17 protein-coding genes are annotated in these 15,454 nt (G+C 71.2%); 11 read left to right on the top strand and 6 right to left on the bottom strand.

Annotated elements, in window-relative coordinates; genetic code table 11:
• The first annotated feature begins 162 nt into the window (after nucleotides 1-162).
• From ACPXB1_RS07385 to ACPXB1_RS07365, 5 genes are all read left to right on the top strand, one after another.
• Nucleotides 163-1,572 (top strand): MFS transporter, encoded by a 1,410-nt coding sequence (locus tag ACPXB1_RS07385; RefSeq protein ID WP_355628585.1) that lies wholly within the window; start codon nucleotides 163-165, stop codon nucleotides 1,570-1,572.
• A gap of 53 nt (nucleotides 1,573-1,625) precedes the next feature.
• Entirely contained in the window at nucleotides 1,626-2,279 is a 654-nt protein-coding gene (locus ACPXB1_RS07380) for a GAP family protein (protein WP_355587525.1), read from the top strand.
• 103 nt (nucleotides 2,280-2,382) lie between these two features.
• Nucleotides 2,383-3,162, top strand: coding sequence for an SDR family oxidoreductase (locus ACPXB1_RS07375; protein ID WP_425734980.1), 780 nt, complete (start codon nucleotides 2,383-2,385; stop codon nucleotides 3,160-3,162).
• A 37-nt stretch (nucleotides 3,163-3,199) separates the two neighbouring features.
• On the top strand, nucleotides 3,200-3,394 hold the full coding sequence (locus ACPXB1_RS07370; protein WP_355587530.1) for a hypothetical protein: 195 nt from the start codon (nucleotides 3,200-3,202) through the stop codon (nucleotides 3,392-3,394).
• 95 nt (nucleotides 3,395-3,489) lie between these two features.
• On the top strand, nucleotides 3,490-4,038 hold the full coding sequence (locus ACPXB1_RS07365) for a YbaK/EbsC family protein (protein ID WP_355588450.1): 549 nt from the start codon (nucleotides 3,490-3,492) through the stop codon (nucleotides 4,036-4,038).
• A 48-nt stretch (nucleotides 4,039-4,086) separates the two neighbouring features.
• Here the strand turns inward: ACPXB1_RS07365 and ACPXB1_RS07360 are convergent, their stop codons facing one another.
• The 4 genes from ACPXB1_RS07360 to ACPXB1_RS07345 form a co-directional block, all read right to left on the bottom strand.
• Complete coding sequence (locus ACPXB1_RS07360) at nucleotides 4,087-4,722, bottom strand: DsbA family oxidoreductase (RefSeq protein ID WP_355587532.1); 636 nt, start codon at nucleotides 4,720-4,722, stop codon at nucleotides 4,087-4,089.
• A gap of 20 nt (nucleotides 4,723-4,742) precedes the next feature.
• On the bottom strand, nucleotides 4,743-5,168 hold the full coding sequence (locus tag ACPXB1_RS07355) for a SufE family protein (RefSeq protein ID WP_053651729.1): 426 nt from the start codon (nucleotides 5,166-5,168) through the stop codon (nucleotides 4,743-4,745).
• A 67-nt stretch (nucleotides 5,169-5,235) separates the two neighbouring features.
• The gene (locus tag ACPXB1_RS07350; protein ID WP_053651731.1) at nucleotides 5,236-5,661 is read right to left on the bottom strand and encodes a CBS domain-containing protein; all 426 of its coding nucleotides are present in this window, start codon (nucleotides 5,659-5,661) and stop codon (nucleotides 5,236-5,238) included.
• A gap of 47 nt (nucleotides 5,662-5,708) precedes the next feature.
• Nucleotides 5,709-7,490, bottom strand: a complete 1,782-nt coding sequence (locus ACPXB1_RS07345; RefSeq protein ID WP_425734979.1) for a proline--tRNA ligase — start codon at nucleotides 7,488-7,490, stop codon at nucleotides 5,709-5,711.
• Between the two features lie 190 nt (nucleotides 7,491-7,680).
• On the opposite strand from ACPXB1_RS07345, the gene ACPXB1_RS07340 reads away from it, so the two are divergent.
• The 3 genes from ACPXB1_RS07340 to ACPXB1_RS07330 all read left to right on the top strand — a co-directional run bounded on the left by ACPXB1_RS07340 (nucleotide 7,681) and on the right by ACPXB1_RS07330 (nucleotide 10,635).
• Complete coding sequence (locus tag ACPXB1_RS07340; RefSeq protein WP_355587539.1) at nucleotides 7,681-8,211, top strand: SigE family RNA polymerase sigma factor; 531 nt, start codon at nucleotides 7,681-7,683, stop codon at nucleotides 8,209-8,211.
• Nucleotides 8,208-9,392 carry a TolB family protein gene (locus ACPXB1_RS07335; protein ID WP_355587542.1) on the top strand — a complete coding sequence of 395 codons (1,185 nt, stop codon included), beginning with the start codon at nucleotides 8,208-8,210 and terminating at the stop codon, nucleotides 9,390-9,392. The genes ACPXB1_RS07340 and ACPXB1_RS07335 overlap by 4 nt, the downstream gene beginning before the upstream one ends.
• A 136-nt stretch (nucleotides 9,393-9,528) precedes the next feature.
• Nucleotides 9,529-10,635 (top strand): hypothetical protein, encoded by a 1,107-nt coding sequence (locus ACPXB1_RS07330; RefSeq protein WP_355587545.1) that lies wholly within the window; start codon nucleotides 9,529-9,531, stop codon nucleotides 10,633-10,635.
• 94 nt (nucleotides 10,636-10,729) lie between these two features.
• On the opposite strand, the gene ACPXB1_RS07325 is transcribed toward ACPXB1_RS07330, so the two are convergent.
• Both ACPXB1_RS07325 and ACPXB1_RS07320 read right to left on the bottom strand, forming a co-directional pair.
• The gene (locus ACPXB1_RS07325) at nucleotides 10,730-11,887 is read right to left on the bottom strand and encodes a hypothetical protein (protein WP_425734978.1); all 1,158 of its coding nucleotides are present in this window, start codon (nucleotides 11,885-11,887) and stop codon (nucleotides 10,730-10,732) included.
• Nucleotides 11,773-12,822 (bottom strand): transporter substrate-binding domain-containing protein, encoded by a 1,050-nt coding sequence (locus ACPXB1_RS07320; RefSeq protein WP_355628579.1) that lies wholly within the window; start codon nucleotides 12,820-12,822, stop codon nucleotides 11,773-11,775. The genes ACPXB1_RS07325 and ACPXB1_RS07320 overlap by 115 nt, the downstream gene beginning before the upstream one ends.
• 357 nt (nucleotides 12,823-13,179) lie before the next feature.
• Here ACPXB1_RS07320 and ACPXB1_RS07315 point away from each other — a divergent pair, with 357 nt between their 5' ends.
• The 3 genes from ACPXB1_RS07315 to ACPXB1_RS07305 all read left to right on the top strand — a co-directional run bounded on the left by ACPXB1_RS07315 (nucleotide 13,180) and on the right by ACPXB1_RS07305 (nucleotide 15,400).
• The gene (locus ACPXB1_RS07315; protein ID WP_355587552.1) at nucleotides 13,180-13,947 is read left to right on the top strand and encodes an SGNH/GDSL hydrolase family protein; all 768 of its coding nucleotides are present in this window, start codon (nucleotides 13,180-13,182) and stop codon (nucleotides 13,945-13,947) included.
• 2 nt (nucleotides 13,948-13,949) lie between these two features.
• On the top strand, nucleotides 13,950-14,396 hold the full coding sequence (locus ACPXB1_RS07310) for a hypothetical protein (protein ID WP_355587554.1): 447 nt from the start codon (nucleotides 13,950-13,952) through the stop codon (nucleotides 14,394-14,396).
• 101 nt (nucleotides 14,397-14,497) lie between these two features.
• Nucleotides 14,498-15,400: a sulfurtransferase gene (locus tag ACPXB1_RS07305; protein ID WP_425734977.1), complete on the top strand. Its 903-nt coding sequence runs from the start codon at nucleotides 14,498-14,500 to the stop codon at nucleotides 15,398-15,400.
• Nucleotides 15,401-15,454 lie beyond the last annotated feature (54 nt).

Genomic DNA, 15,454 nt, shown 5'->3' with positions numbered 1-15,454 from the left:
CGGATCCGGAAGGGCTGGCTTCCCGACGTCGCATCCGTTATGCCCCGCGAGGAGGGGAATCTCGCCGTGGATGGCGGGCGAGAGTCGGGTCACTCCCGGTTGACCTGAATTCGGGTTGAGGTCGCAGGCTTGGACCATGCCGAGCAGAACGAACCCGCGCCCGTGCCTGATCGACGCTCCGACGGCGGCTCGGCGGTGACCGCCACAGCTGTTTCGCCGGAGCCCGGGTTGTGGGCACCTCGGCTGCGGGCCATGACAGTGGGCAGCGTCGCGCTGATCTCGCTCATCGCGTTCGAGGCGCTCGCTGTCGGTACGGCGATGCCGACTGTGGCGCGCAGCCTTGACGGTCTCGCCCTGTACGGGATCGCGTTCGGCGGTGCGTTCGCCGCCAGCGTGATCGGCATGGTGGTGTCCGGCATCTGGTGCGATGCCCGAGGACCCCGGGCACCTCTGTGGCACGGCGTCGGCTGGTTCGTCGTCGGGTTGGTGGTGGCCGGAACGGCCCCGCTCATGGGGTTCCTTGTCGTCGGCCGGGTGGTGCAGGGCTTCGGCTCGGGCCTGCTCTCGGTGGCGCTGTACGTGATCGTCGCTCGGGCGTACCCGGAGGATCTGCATCGGCGGATCTTCGCGGCGTTCGCCGCCGCGTGGGTCGTGCCGTCGCTTGTCGGCCCGGTGCTGGCCGGCCTGATCGTCGAGCACCTGGGCTGGCGCTGGGTGTTCCTGGCGGTGCCGGCGCTGGCTCTTCCCGCGGTGTTGCTGATCCACCCGGGCCTGCGGTCGTTCGGCGCCACGGCCGCGAGCCGGGTGCCGGCGGGGGCGGTGGCCCGGATCGCCTGGGCGTGCGGGGCGGGGGTGAGCGCCGCGCTGTTGCACATCGGGGGACAGCAGCGCGGCGCGGCCGCCGTGGTGCTCGTCATCATCGCCCTGGCCGGTCTGCTGGTCTGCGCTCCCCGCCTGCTGCCGGCCGGGTTCCTGCGGGCCGCCCGAGGGCTGCCCACGGTGATCGGTCTGCGGGGCCTGGCGTCGGCGGCCTTCGTCGGCGCCGAGGTGGTCATCCCGCTGCTGCTCTCCCGGGAGCGCGGTTTCTCGCCGACGGCTGCCGGGCTGGTCCTCACCGTGGGGGCGTTGGCGTGGTCGGTGGGTTCCTGGGTGCAGGGACGTGTCCCGGTGCCGGCCTCCCGGGCGAGCCTGCCTCGGGCCGGGCTGACCTTCATCACTGTCGGCATCGCGTTGGTGGCGGTCGCTGTCCAACCTGATGTGCCGGTGGCAGTGCTGGTGCTGGGCTGGGCCGCGGCAGGTGTGGGTATGGGTCTGCTCTATCCGTCGCTGTCGGTGTTGACCCTTGAGTTGTCCGCACCCGGTGAGCAGGGCCGCAACAGCTCCTCTCTGCAACTGGGCGACGCGCTTTTCGCGGCGACCGTGCTGGCGCTCACCGGTGCCGTGCTGGCCGCCGGAAGCGCGCCGGGTGCGGGTAGCTACACGGTGACCCTTGTGGTGGCCGGCGGCCTGGCGCTGGTCGGTGCGCTGCTGGCCGGCCGGGTGGTCGTCGGACGTACGCGGCCAAGCGGGTGATCCGCGCGGATTCGACGCTGTGACGGGCGGCCGGGCCGGGAGGATGGCGGGCGATGAGCTTCCTGACCGTCCTGCCACTGGCCGTGGTGGTGGCCGCCGGGACGAAGCTGATCGTGGCGGTCTTCCTCGCCTCTTCGGACCGGCCCCGGGCAGCGTCGCTTGGTTTCCTCGCCGGTGTGGGACTGGTGGTGGCCGCCGGGGTGACGGCGAGCTGGCTGCTTACCCGCTGGGTGGGTGGGCTGACCGCCGACGCCAGCGCCGTCGCGGGCCGCGTCGACCGGGGACGGGTCATCGACGTGGTGGTGCTCGTCCTGCTGGTGGTGCTGGCCGTGCTGGTCTGGGTGCGTCGGAACCGGGCCGGCCCACCCGGGTGGCTGGGCAGCGTCGGGCACGGCGACCCGCGCTGGGCGCTGCGAGCGGGTGTGGTGCTCGTCGTGGTGGCACCCACCGACGACCTGGCCATGGCCGCCGTCGGAGCGAGCGTTGCCCGACACGATCTGCCGTGGTGGCATCTGTTGCCGTTCGTGCTTGTCACAGTGTTCCTGCTGGCGTTGCCGTTGCTGGCGTTGCTGCTGCTCGGGCGTCGCGCGACCCGGGTGTTGACGGCAGTGCGGCGGTGGTCCGAGGGGCACGCCTGGGTGGTGAACGAGGCGCTTATCGCGTTCTTCGCGCTGTTCACAGTGCTGGACCTGGTACGCCCGGGGTGAGGCGGCGCACACCCCGGTCACGTGTCGCCCTCTACTGCCGTCATCTGCCGTGGGCCGGGTGGCTCGGTGTTGGCCGTGGATGGCGGCGGGACGGGAGACGACGATGAAGGTGCTTGTCACCGGGGCGGGTGGTCATCTGGGTCGGCCGACGCTGGCTCGGCTACGCGAGGACGGGGTGGATGTACGGGCCACCGGCCGGCGGGCGCGTCAGGGCTCCGACGTCGAGTGGGTGGTCGCCGACCTGGCCACCGGGGACGGCGTGGCCGAGGCGGTGGCGGGGGTGGACGCGGTGCTGCACCTGGCGTCCTCGCCCCGGGGCAGGACACACCAGGTGGACGTGCTGGGCACCCGTCGGGTGGTGGTGGCAGCCGCCGCGGCCGGCGTCCGGCACCTGGTCTACGTCTCGATCGTCGGCGTCGATCGGGTGCCGATCCCGTACTACCGGAACAAGCTCGCCGCCGAGCAGGTGATCGCGGCCGGTCCGGTGCCGTGGTCGGTGCTGCGGGCCACCCAGTTCCCCCAGTTCCTGGACGACCTGTTGGCGTCCAGCTCGCGGCTGGGCCCGGTGATCGGCGACCGGGCGGTCCTCGCCCAGCCGGTCGACCCGGGCGAGGTGGCGGCCCGGCTCGCGGCCCGGCTGGTCGCCGGCCCGCTCGGTGGAATCGAGGAGTACGGCGGGCCGCAGGTGCTCCGCTTCGACGAGGCGGCCCGCGCCTGGCGGGAGGCCCGGGGCGTACGCCGACCGTTGCTGCCGGTGCGGATTCCCGGCCGGCTCGGTCGTGAGCTGCGCGCCGGTGGTCTGCTCACCGACGCCCTGCCGCACGGCGTACGCACCTGGGCCGACCATCTCGCCGACACGTACGGGGGAACCGGCAGGAAATGAGACCGACAGCCGTTCACGTTCGCCTTACGGTGACGCCATGTTCGCTGTCGTCATCACCGTGATGCTCTACGTCGCTGGTTTCGTCTTCCTCTACGGCGTGATCCGGGTCGGTGTCCGGCACGCACTGGAGGATCTGGAGTTGTATCGGGCCAAGGCCCGTCGCGCCGAGGAGCTGGCCGCCTCGCGCGACCGCACCTTCATGCGCGAAAACGCCTTCCTCTCCGGCAGCTGAGTCGCGGTCCTGTGCAGCCCGACCAGGTGGCGTCGCGGGACGGCTCGGAGGTCGGCGGGCAACCCGACACGGCAGGTGCGAGGATCGCACCCGTGATGGGAACGCTGAAGACCGAACAGGCCCGTGCCCGCCTGGACCTGCTCGCCGCGCCGGTGGCGGAGGCCATCGCCCAGTGGCCCGCCGAGGCGCCGGTGGACGTCGACAGCGTCCTTGTCGCGCCGATCGACGCCGATCTCGCCGACACGGCGGCCTTCTGCGCCGCGTACGAGGTGGGGCTGGAGGTGTCGGCCAACTGTGTGGTGGTGGCCGGCAAGCGTGAAGGTGTGGTCCGCTACGCGGCCTGCGTCGTCCTGGCCACCACCCGGGCCGACGTCAACGGGGTGGCCCGGCGGGCGTTGGACGTACGCAAGGCGAGCTTCGCCCCGATGGACGACGCGGTCGAGTTGACAGGCATGGAGTACGGCGGCATCACGCCGATCGGGCTGCCGGCCCAGTGGCCGATCCTCGTCGACGCTCGGGTGATCGCCACGCCGCACGTGATCATCGGGTCCGGCGTACGGCACAGCAAGATCGCGCTGCCGGGGCCGGCGCTCGGCGCCCTGCCTGGTGCGCAGGTCGTCGAGGGCCTGGCCAAGCCTGCCTGAGCAGCGACCCCTGTCGATACTGTTGCACGTGAAACATCGCGTGCGGGGTCAGTTCGCTGCGGACTCCCGCTGCTCGACCTCGGCGAGAGCGGCCAGCAGCGTCTGCGTCTCCTGCGCGCCGGAAACCGCGTACTTCCCGGCCAGGACGAATGTCGGCACGCTGCTGATGCCCAGGTCCCGGGCGGTGGCCAACTGCGCGGTGATGTCGGCGACGCGCTCGTCGGATTCGAGGAACCGGCGCGCGTCGGCGGCGTCCAGGCCGATACCGCCGGCGATGGCGGCCAGCGCCTCCCGGGAGCCGACGTCGACGCCCTGTTGGAAGTGCGCCTGGTAGAGCGCCTCGACCATCTCGGCGGCCCGACCGTGGTCGGTGGCGTACGAGACCAGCCGGTGCGCGTCGAAGGTGTTGGCGATCAGCGCGCTGTCGAAGTCGAGTCGTAGCCCGTCAGCGGCCGCGATCTGGGTCACATGGTCGAACATCTGCCGCGCCCGCTCCGGCCCGCCGAACTTCGCGGCCATCGCCTCCACAGTCGGCCGCGGCTCGGGCACCGGCGACGGGTCGAGCTGGAACGGTCGGTAGCGGACCGTCACCTCGCCCTCGTACTGGGCCAGAGCCTCATCCAGCCGCCGCTTGCCGATGTAGCACCACGGGCAGACGACGTCGGCGTAGATCTCGATCTCCATGATCGGTGGTAACCGCCAGGTCAGCCGAGTTGTTCCCGCACCTGCCGCTTGAGCCGGCCCAGGATCGCCGTGCCACCACGTACGCGTAGCGGGCTGATCGCCTGCGCCAGGCCCATCCGCTGGTAGAGGTCGTCCGGCACGGCCAGCACCTCCTCGGCGCTCGCGCCGGCCAGCCCTTCGGCGAGGATCCCGGCGAACGCCCTCGTGGTGGGTGCCTCCGGTGGGCAGTCGAAGAGGGTGTCGACGACCCCGTCCGGCGTCACCTGGGCGCGCAGGAAGAACGCCGTCTGGCACTCCGGCACCTGCTCCATGCCCTCACGCACGGTGTCGTCCGGCAGTGGTGGGACGACGTCCGCGTACTCCAGGAGCATCTCCAGCACCAGGTCGCGCGGCGCGGCGGCGAACTCGTCGACGATCTCGGCCAGTCGGGCCGGCATGTCAGCCATGCGTCGAGGCTACCGCCGTTAGGAGGGGCCCCTTCCTATACCCGAGGCGTTAAGAAGGGGCCCTTCCTTACACGGTGGGGGTTTGCTCGCTGATCTCGCTGAGAGCGCTCGTCGGGTCGAGCTGCATGGCCAGGTCGCCGAGCGACACGATCCCGACGAGCTTGCGGTCGCTGTCGCAGACGAGCACCCGCCGGATGCCCCGGTCCCGCATGAGCGTCGCCGCCTCACCAGCCGTGCAGTGCTGCTCGATCATGACCACCTCGCGGGTGATGATCGAGCCGATGGTGGTGGACGCCGGTGAACTGTTCTCGGCCACAGCCCGGACCACGATGTCGCGATCGGTGAGCATGCCGGCGAGAGTGGCGCCCTCGGTGACCACCACGTCGCCGATGTCCGCCTCCTTCATCACCTTGGCCGCCTCGTCCAGGGTGGTCTCCACCGGCAGATAGACCACCTGCTTGGTCATCACATCACTGACCCGGTAACCGGCCATGAGCTCCTCCGAAGACTTTTCCGCCCGATCGAACTGCCGTACCCCCGTCACCTGGCGGCTACACCCAGGTTCCCACGTTCGCTGTGTACTTCGTGGACGATGCGCTCCACCAGACCGTCCAACGGCAATTCCACGCGGTCGTCGCCGACACGCGCACGCAACTCGACGTACCCGTCGGTCAGGCGGCGGCCGACCACGACGCTGCGCGTGATGCCGATCAGCTCCGCGTCGGTGAACTTCACACCGGCCGAGACGTGCGTCCGGTCGTCGACAAGCACGCGCACGCCGGCCGCGGCGAGGCGTCCGCCGAGCTCCAGCGCCGCGTCGAGCTGCGGCCCCTTACCCGCAACCACCAGGTGTACGTCGCACGGCGCGATTGCCGCTGGCCAGCGAAGCCCCCGGTCGTCGTGGTGCTGCTCGGCGATCGCCGCCACCGCCCGGGAGATCCCGATGCCGTAGCAGCCCATTGTGGGCCGGACGGGTTTGCCCGCCGGGCCGAGCACGTCGACAGCGAACGCGTCGGTGAAACGGCGACCGAGCTGGAAGATGTGCCCGATCTCGATGCCCCGCCGGATGGTCAGCTCGCCGTCGGCGCAGTCGGGGCAGGGGTCACCGGCGCGTACCTCGGCAGCCTCGATCGTGCCCTCCGGTGTGAAGTCCCGCCCGGACACCACGCCGGTCGCGTGTCGACCCGGCTCGTTCGCGCCGGTCAGCCACGCCGAGCCGGACATCACCCGCGGGTCGACCAGGTAGCGGACGCCCAGCTTGTCGAGCCCCTGCGGGCCGATGTAGCCGCGTACCAGCTCAGGATGGTCGGCCCACTCGTCGAAGACGGCGACCTGTGCCGGGTGCAGGGCGGCACCGACCCGCTTCAGGTCGACCTCCCGGTCACCGGGCAACCCGATCACCAGCGGTTCGGCCCGCTCGGCGCCCGGCTGCCGCACGGTCAGCACGACGTTCTTGAGGGTGTCGGCGGCGGTCCAGTCGTCCCGGCCGGCCAGCCGGCGAGCGTTGGCCAACTCCACGAGGCTGGCGATCGTAGGCGTCTCGGGGGTGTCGTGCACCTCGACGGCAGGCTGCGCGACCGGATCACCGGCCGCCGGTGCCCGCGTGACGACCGCCTCGGTGTTCGCCGCGTAGTCGCAGGTCGCGCAGCCCACGAACGTGTCCTCGCCGACCGGTGTCGTAGCCAGGAACTCCTCCGACGCCGAGCCGCCCATCGCGCCGGACATCGCGTGCACCACCGTGTAGTCCAGGCCCAGCCGGTCGAAGATCCGCCGGTACGCCGCTCGATGCCGTGCGTACGCCTCCCGCAGCCCTTCGTCGTCAAGGTCGAAGGAGTACGCGTCCTTCATCAGGAACTCCCGGCCACGCAGCAGACCGGCCCGGGGCCGTGCCTCGTCGCGGAACTTCGTCTGCACCTGGAACAACGTCACCGGGAAGTCCCGGTACGAGGTGAACAGGTCCTTGACCAGCAGCGCCGCCATCTCCTCGTGGGTGGGCGCCAACAGGTGCTCGGCGCCGCGCCGGTCGGCGAGGGTGAAGATGTCGTCGCCGTACTCCGCCCACCGGCCGCTGGTCTGGTACGGCTCGGCGGGCAGCAGCGCCGGGAAGTGCACCTCCTGGTCGCCGATCGCGAACAGTTCGCCCCGCACCACCTCGGTGATCCGGTCCAGCACCAGCTTGCCCAGCGGCAACCACGTGTAGCCGCCCGATGCGGCGCGGCGGATGTAACCGGCGCGCAGCAGCAGCCGATGGCTCGGCACTTCCGCGTCGGCCGGATCCTCGCGCAGGGTCCGCAACAACAGGGTCGACATACGCAGCAGCATGGGCGCAGCGTAGGGCGGTGGCAGCACGCCCGGCGACCCTATTCGCCGGTGCGTCACCGACCGGTCGGCCCGAGCGGGCAGCACTGCCGAAAATGCCTGTCGGGAACGGCAACCACTGTTGCCCGGGGCGACGTCTGGAGAGGCATCACTCCTTCATGTACCACCACCACTACCCGAAGGATTGGCCCGTGTGGACCCTCTGCTGAGTGAGTTCGACTCGTTTGTCCGTACCCGCACGCCAGCGCTGCTGCGTTCGGCGTACCTCCTCACCGGGGACCAGCACCTTGCCGAGGACCTGGTCCAGTCGGCCCTGGCCCGTACGCACCGAGCGTGGAGCCGGCTGCACCACAGCGGCAACGCCGAGGCGTACACCCGCAAGACCATGTACCACCTGCAGGTGTCCTGGTGGCGCCGACGCCGGGTACCCGAGTCGATGCCGGGCGACCTGCCCGAGCCACGCGGAGGCGACTCGGCCTCGGACCACGCGCACCAGACCAGCCTGCGGCTCACCCTCCGGGCGGCGCTCGCGAAGCTCTCGCCGAAGCAACGGGCCGTGCTGGTGCTGCGGTTCTTCGAGGACCGCACCGAGCTTGAGGCCGCGGAGCTGCTCGGCGTCACCGTCGGCACCGTCAAGAGCCAGACAGCCAAGTCACTGGCCAAGTTGCGCGCGGTCGCACCCGAACTCGCCGAGCTGTACGTCCTGGAAGGAAACGCCCGATGAACGACAAGCGTCTCCGGCTCGACCTGGCCGCACTTGCCGACGAGGTCACAGCGGTCGACCTGCGGGACCGTACGTTGCGCACGTCCCGTCGGCTCGGCATCCAGCGGGCGGTGGCCACCTCGGCCGCCGCGCTGGTGCTGGTCGCGGTGGCCACCGGTACCGCCTTCGCCATCCGCCCGGACCGGTCCCCCGCGCCGATGCCCGCCGACCCCCCGTCGGTCACGGCGACGCCGGCTCCGACGCCCAGCACGACGCCGTCCACCAGCACCAGCGACGCGCCAGGCTCGCCGCCCAGCGGAGGGTCCGGCACGAACGCGCCGACGGCGGAGATCGGCAAGCTCTTCTACGGCCCGGCGGAGGTGACCGACGCGAAGACGACGAACCTGCGGTCCTGGCACCCCGGCGACAACCCGGTACGACTGCTGGCACTGCCCACGATCGCGGCGTTGAACACCGCGAGTGTCTCGCAGGACGGCCGCCGGATCGCCTGGGTGACCAGCAACGACAGCGGCCAGGGCGGCACCCTCTTCGTTGCCAACGCGGACGGCTCCGACAAGCAGCAGCTGCGCTCGGACGTCGATGCCCAGTGCCTCACCCCGGTCTGGTCGCCGGACGACCGGCACCTGTTGTTCCGCGCGGTGGAGGCGATGGGTGGCGGCGGCCGGTACGGCGTGCTGGACACCCGCGGTGACAGCGGAAAGGTCAACTGGTGGACCGAGCAGCCGGGCGGCTGTCACGCCCTGTGGTCGGCGGACGGTCGAAGCATCGCCATGACCGTCGACGCTGGTGTCACGCTCTACGACAAGGATGGCGCGAAGAAGCGAACAGTCCCGGGCTTCACATTGGACGGTTGGCGTAGCAACGACATTGCCAGCCTCTCGCCGGACGGCTCCCGGATCGCCCTGCACCGGAGGAAGGCCAGCGAGGACGCCGGCGACATCGCTCGTGAACTCTGGGTCAACGCCGTGCTCGACACCCGCAGCGGCAAGCAGGTCGCGTTGCCGCTGGGCGGGCGCACTCTGCGGCAGGTCTACTTCCAACCCGACGGCTCGATGGTCGTACGCGTCCAGGCCGGCAGCGGATACGCCCTGCTGCTTGTGGCCGAGGACGGCAAGAAGCTCTCCGAGACCGCCGAGCCCGCAGCTTTGAAGGACATGCAGATCCTCGCCGTCGTGGACTGACGACCACCGGAAATGGTTGCCGGTCCAGGCGGATCCGACTGTCGGATAGCAGCCCTTGAGCACGGCAACTCGCCACCGCAGGGGACTCGTCTTGGCTGGTGTCCCGATCGGTCAGACCATTTACAGGAGCATCGTCATGAACCTCGGTCCGCTCACCCAGTCCACCTCCCGTTCCCGCGCGCTCGTCGGTACGGCAGCGCTGCTGTGCCTGGCATTCGGTGCTGCGGCCTGTGGCACCGCTGGCACGGACGGCGCTGCCGCTCCGGCCGAGACCGGCACCGCCGTACCCGTGACCGCCGACACCTCGGCCGGCGGCGCGGGCGGCCCGGTGGCGGATGCGGCCCCGGTCGCCGCACCGACCCGCCCCGCCGCCGGCTCGGCGCAGTGGCCGCAGCTGACCTGGTACACCGCCCAGGAGTACGGCAAGAAGCAGAACGACCCGGCTCGGATCTGGCGGCGTACCCCGGGTGGGAGTTGGCAGTTGGTCCGGGCGGGTCGTCCCGGCAACGGCGTGGCGGCCGGGCAGATCGCGGTCTCGCCGGACGGCCGACGGGCCGCCTGGATGGAGGCGTCCGCAAAGCGGCTGGTGATCAGCGACCTCGCCGGCACGAAGCAGCGCGCTGTCCCGACGCAGGGCCAGCAGACCTGCGCGCCAGGTTGGCTGGACTCGAGGCGGGTGCTCTACGGCCTGGGCCGGGAGAAGGACTGGACACTTGTCGCCGTCAACGCCGACGGCACCGGCCGTAAGGTGCTCGCCACCCGGCAGGCGAGCTGCCCGACGGCGGCCGGTGGATGGATCGCCCAGTTCACCGACCGGACGGTGCGTATCCGCAGCGAACGTGGTGCGTGGCGTGCGATCAGCCCGCGCGTACCGACCGGCCTCGTCATCGACGGGGTGGCGGGGATCTCCGGCAACGGCCGCACAGTGGTGATCAGCACCCATGTGCCCAGCGTCGGTGGGTGTGCCTGCGGCTGGCAGTTCCGCAACTACCGGGTCGACACCGCAGGCGGGAGGGCCACCGAGTTGGCGCCGCTCGACCAGACCTGGACCAGGCCGACCGGACACGGACAGGCCGTCGGCGCTGTCGTTCCGGCCAATGGCGACCTGGTGGTCCAGATCAACACCGCGACGCCGTCCGACGACGCGCCGGCGTACCGGCTGGTCCGGTACGCCGCCGATGGCCGGGTGCGGGCCGACGCGGCGGTGCCCACCGGCGGGCCGCGGGGTGGCCTGCTGGGCTGAGCCACCGGTGCGACGTCACCGGGTACGACGAGGGACCGGCCGCTCACGGGGGTGGCCGGTCCCTCCTGTCGCCGCCGGGCGTCCCGGATTCAGCTCACCCGGTGCCGGGAAGGCGGCCCGCGCAGCGCATGTCCGGGTCGGTGAGCGGTCGTCGGGGCATCATCCACTCAAGGGCGGTCTCCTCCACCGGCCAGCCGCGTACCGACACCAGGCTGTAGGGCGCCGCTGCCGCCTGTGGGCAGAGAACCTGCGACTGGACCTGGCCGTTCGGCAGGAACCGCACGCCGGCGGTCTGGTCCAGCACGATTGTCGACGTGTCGGTGACTGTGATGAGCGCCCCGAGCACCACCTCCGAACCGGCTCCAGCGGCCGGCGGCGGGGCAGCCGTGAGGTCCGGCGGTGGGCTCGCCGCTCGGTCCGGGGCCTCCGTGCGCGGCGTCCCGACCGCGTCCTTCGGCGCCACCTCGATCGCGGCGGTGGGCAGCAGCGGCACCCGGAGGAAGACCGCGCCCATCACCAGCGGAAGCACTGCGGCGACAGTGAACGCCAGACCGTGGGTCAGCGCCGGGGCGATCCAGCCGGGGATCGGGCCGGTGACCAGCACGGTGGTGGCGGGTGGCACCGCCAGCAGCGCGGCGGTTGCCCACTCGCCCTCCCGGACCGCCGTCCAGATCGCCGGACCCAGCAGGCTGTACGCCAGGACCGCCGCCGCCAGCGGCAGCGCCACGCTGACCAGCAGGATCCGCGTCGGTTCCTGCGGGTGCAGGTAGCGGGTGCGCAGCGCGAGCAGCCACAAACCGAGCATCAGCAGCGCAGGTAGGAAACGGAGCTGCCAGGTGAGCGCCCCCAGCGCGACCGCTGCGGTGAGCACCCAACCAGGGGTACGCGCCGTCAGGGAAGCCAGCAGCGACCGTTCCGGGTCGAAACGGTCAGGGGCGCTGAGCCGGAGCAGGCGGCCGAGCACCCCGAACGTCAACACGACAACTGGGAACGCCCACACCAGGGCGATCAACAGGGCGCTGAGCAGGCCGAGCGGGCTGACGTACTGCACAAGCAGCAGCATCGTGGACATGTCCTGTCGGCTGAGCTGCCACAGCCGCAGGACCAGGAGCAGGACGGGGAACGCGGGCAGGAGGGTCAGCAGCCACTGCTGCGCCTGCCGCGCCCCCGCCATCCGACGCGGACGGCCCGCGTTGGCGGGGTTGCCGGCGATCCGGGGTGCGCCGGGGCGGGTAGCGCGATCCTCTCCCACGGCCACTGTCGCACCTCCACCTTCCTCGCCTCGGGTTGCTGCTGTTCCGCGACCGGCTGCGGGAGGTTGTATCCCTGCTGCCAGCGGAGGTTGGTGTTGTACGCGTCCTCCCAGGTCGAGTCCTCCTTGTCGTGGGCCGAGACGTAGAGCGCGAGGTCGACCAGGTCGCGCAGCGCCTTGTTGGGGCCGGTGTTGACACCCCATCTCTCCTGGGGAGACGAGCCGATGTCCCAGTGCTGCAGCGGCTTGACGTTGCGGAGCGTGACCGGGAAGCGTTGACCGCTGTCGTCGGGCTGGTCGCCGGTGACAAAGCCGGCGAGGATCGCCGCGTCGGTGGTGACCGCCTCGATCGTGCCGTCGTACAGCATCTGGATGCATTCGCTGATCCGGTTACGGCCTGTCGGCTTGGCGCCGGCCTCACCGAGGCGCTGGATTGACGTCGACGTGGTGAGCGAGCACACCGTCCGCCCGCTCAGGTCCTCCAGGCTGCTCACCTGTCCCTTGAAGCTCTTCAAGGTCACCACCGACTGCTCGGTGTGCAGGTACGAGGAGGAGAAGACAGCGCCCTCCTCCGCGCGCTTGTCGTTGATGCTGTACGACGCGATGACCAGGTCGACGGTGACGAAGCCGTCGTTGTCGCGGGCCTGTCGACGGGCCCGGTCCTCGCTTTCGATCGGCAGGAACCGCACCTGGGAATGATCGAAGCCGAGGAAACCGGCGATCATGTACGCGATGTCGACGTCGAAGCCCTTCCAGACGTTGTTGCCGAAGCGCTGGGAGATGCCGGGCTGGTCGTCCTTCACCCCGATGACGAGCTGCTGCTTACCTTTCATGCCGGCCTGTTCGAGCAGTTCGTCGCGGGTCGGGGGGCCTGCGGCGAGCACGATCGGGACAAGGGCCGCCACCAGGACGGCCAGCGCGACAATGAGCCCCACGAGGCGGATCTGGCGACTCCGGGCGGTGCGTGGCGAGGTGGTGTCCGCCGGGGCCGGCCCGGCGGGGTTCGGTTCGCTTGCCTGACTCAAGTTAGGCCTCCCGCTGCGCGGCCTGGTGACCGGCCCTCCATTGTGAGCCCTGGATGCGAGCCGGGGCGACCCGACGCGAGCCGGATTGTCGACTCACATCCGGTGCGCTCCCGGCGGGTCGCACCGACCGGCATCGCACCGACCGGCATCGCATTGATCCTCAGAACGGATGACGTCCGCCACGTCGCCCCTCCGGGGCATCGTCCGTCGCGTCAGCGGTGACAGACTGGTCGCCGCAAGCAACGGGGTGGCGTGAGGGAGACGCGGGTGCGCTGGCGCAGTTATGTCGCGGTCGGGGACAGCTTCACCGAGGGAATGGACGACGCGTACCCCGATGGCACCTACCGGGGTTGGGCGGACCTGGTGGCGACCCGGCTGGCAGCCGAGGCCGGCCCCGACTTCCGCTACGCGAACCTGGCCATCCGGGGCCGCCTCTTTCCCAGCGTGGTCGCCGAGCAGGTGCCCGCCGCGGTGGCGATGAAGCCCGACCTGATCAGCTTCGCGGCCGGCGGAAACGACGTGTTGCGCCGCACCTTCGACCCGGAAAGGATCGTCACCCGCTTCGACGACGTGGTTCGCCAACTGCGCTCGGGCGGCGCGGACGTCCTGCTCTTCCGGTTCGCCGACGTGATGGCCCGGCTTCCCGGCCAGCGCCTCGTGGCCCCCCGGGTGGAACTGCTCAACCAGGCTGTCGGTGAGACCGCCGAGCGGCACGGCGCCATCCTCGTCGACCTGTACGCCGACGACACCTTTCTCAACCCGATGCTCTGGAGCACCGACCGGCTGCACCTGAGCGAGGTCGGGCACCGGCGGGTCGCCGGGCAGGTGTTGAACGCGCTCGGCGTGGGCTGCGACGAGGAGTGGCTGATGGTGCCGCCGCACCCTGCCCCGTCGCCGTGGCTCGCCGCGCGCGCCGCGGATCTGCGCTGGGCCGGGCAGCACCTGGCCCCGTGGGTCAAGCGACGGCTCACCGGCCGTTCGTCCGGCGACACAGTCACCGCGAAGCGCCCGCTGCTCGGGCCGATCGTCGACTGAACGTGCGCACCCTGCACACCGCGCCCCTGCTGCGGCGTACCCCGGACGGCGAGGCGGTGCCGGGCCACGCCGTGCTTGTCGGTGGCGACCGGGTCGAGGCGGTGGGTCCGCTGGCCGAGTTGATCGAGGCGTACGCCGGTGTGCGGGTTCGCCGTTGGCCCGGCACGCTGGGGCCAGGGCTTACGCACGACGGACCGCTGCCCGTGGCGCCCACCCCGCGCGAGCGGGTGCACGCGCTGCTGCGGCACGGGGTGACGGCGGCGCTGGCCGAGTACCTGACCGACCCGGCGCTGCGGGCCGCCGTCGACCGTGGCGACCTGCTCGTGCTTTCCGCACCCGTGCCGCCGCACCTGCTTCCGGGCGGCCGGGCCGACCTGGCGGTGCACGACGCCGACGGCACCTGCCTGGTGACAGTGGTCGCCGGTCGGATCGTGCACCGACGCGCCTGAGCCCACCCGACGCGCGCCGTCGCGCCTGAGTCCGCCCGACGTGTGCCGCGTCGCACCCGATGGCCCTCTGCCGAGCGGCATCGCGGCGTAGTTTGGGGATCATGTCTGTGCCGAACGATCCTGATCCCCGCCTCCAGTCGTACGCGGACCCGCAGCGGCTGGTCACCACCGAGTGGCTGGCCGAGCACCTGGGCGACGAGGGCCTCGTCGTGGTCGAGTCCGACGAGGACGTGCTGCTCTACGAATCCGGTCACATTCCCGGCGCCGTCAAGGTCGACTGGCACCTCGACCTGAACGACCAGGTGACCCGGGACTACCTCGATGCCACGCGCTTCGCCGAGATGTGCGCCGCCAAGGGCATCGGTCGGGGCGACACTGTCGTCTTCTACGGCGACAACTTCAACTGGTGGGCCGCGTACGCCCTCTGGGTGTTCTCGCTCTTCGGCCACGTCGACGTGCGACTGCTCGACGGCGGCCGGCAGAAGTGGGTCGCCGAGGGGCGGGAGTTGACCCGTGACAAGCCGAACCGGCCGCGCGCCGACTACCCGGTGCCGCTGCGCGACGACGCGCCGCTGCGGGCGTTCCGTGAGCAGGTGATGGCGCACATCGCCGTCGGGCGGCCGCTTGTCGACGTCCGGTCCCCGGGCGAGTACACGGGCGAGATGCTGCACATGCCGGACTACCCGCAAGAGGGCGCGCTGCGCGGCGGGCACATCCCCGGCGCTGTCAACAAGCCGTGGAAGTCCGCCGCGAACGAGGACGGCACGTTCCGGTCCGCCGACGAGCTGAAGGCCATCTACGCCGACCAGCTCGGGCTCAGCCCGGACGACGACGTGATCGCGTACTGCCGGATCGGCGAGCGGTCCAGCCACACCTGGTTCGTGCTGCGGCACCTGCTGGGCTACCCGCAGGTGCGCAACTACGACGGCTCGTGGACCGAGTGGGGCAACCTGGTCCGGGCACCTGTCGTGAAGGGTGACCAGCCCGGCGGTATCGCCGCCTGAACAAGCCCGCCGCGCGGGCGGACGCGTGGACGACCCGGCCGGCTGAGCGCTGTC

The organism is Micromonospora sp. DT68 (genome assembly GCF_049847245.1).
Taxonomy (GTDB): domain Bacteria; phylum Actinomycetota; class Actinomycetes; order Mycobacteriales; family Micromonosporaceae; genus Micromonospora; species Micromonospora profundi.
Note: the sequence above shows the minus strand (reverse complement) of the source record. Positions and strands in the feature narration are given on the sequence as shown.

Coding starts and splice junctions, on each gene's coding strand:
- ACPXB1_RS07330 (WP_355587545.1), top strand. CDS start 9,529: ATGAACCTCGGTCCGCTCACCCAGTCCACCTCCCGTTCCCGCGCGCTC.
- ACPXB1_RS07350 (WP_053651731.1), bottom strand. CDS start 5,661: ATGGCCGGTTACCGGGTCAGTGATGTGATGACCAAGCAGGTGGTCTAT.
- ACPXB1_RS07335 (WP_355587542.1), top strand. CDS start 8,208: ATGAACGACAAGCGTCTCCGGCTCGACCTGGCCGCACTTGCCGACGAG.
- ACPXB1_RS07360 (WP_355587532.1), bottom strand. CDS start 4,722: ATGGAGATCGAGATCTACGCCGACGTCGTCTGCCCGTGGTGCTACATC.
- ACPXB1_RS07365 (WP_355588450.1), top strand. CDS start 3,490: ATGGGAACGCTGAAGACCGAACAGGCCCGTGCCCGCCTGGACCTGCTC.
- ACPXB1_RS07355 (WP_053651729.1), bottom strand. CDS start 5,168: ATGGCTGACATGCCGGCCCGACTGGCCGAGATCGTCGACGAGTTCGCC.
- ACPXB1_RS07345 (WP_425734979.1), bottom strand. CDS start 7,490: ATGCTGCTGCGTATGTCGACCCTGTTGTTGCGGACCCTGCGCGAGGAT.
- ACPXB1_RS07305 (WP_425734977.1), top strand. CDS start 14,498: ATGTCTGTGCCGAACGATCCTGATCCCCGCCTCCAGTCGTACGCGGAC.
- ACPXB1_RS07375 (WP_425734980.1), top strand. CDS start 2,383: ATGAAGGTGCTTGTCACCGGGGCGGGTGGTCATCTGGGTCGGCCGACG.
- ACPXB1_RS07380 (WP_355587525.1), top strand. CDS start 1,626: ATGAGCTTCCTGACCGTCCTGCCACTGGCCGTGGTGGTGGCCGCCGGG.
- ACPXB1_RS07370 (WP_355587530.1), top strand. CDS start 3,200: ATGTTCGCTGTCGTCATCACCGTGATGCTCTACGTCGCTGGTTTCGTC.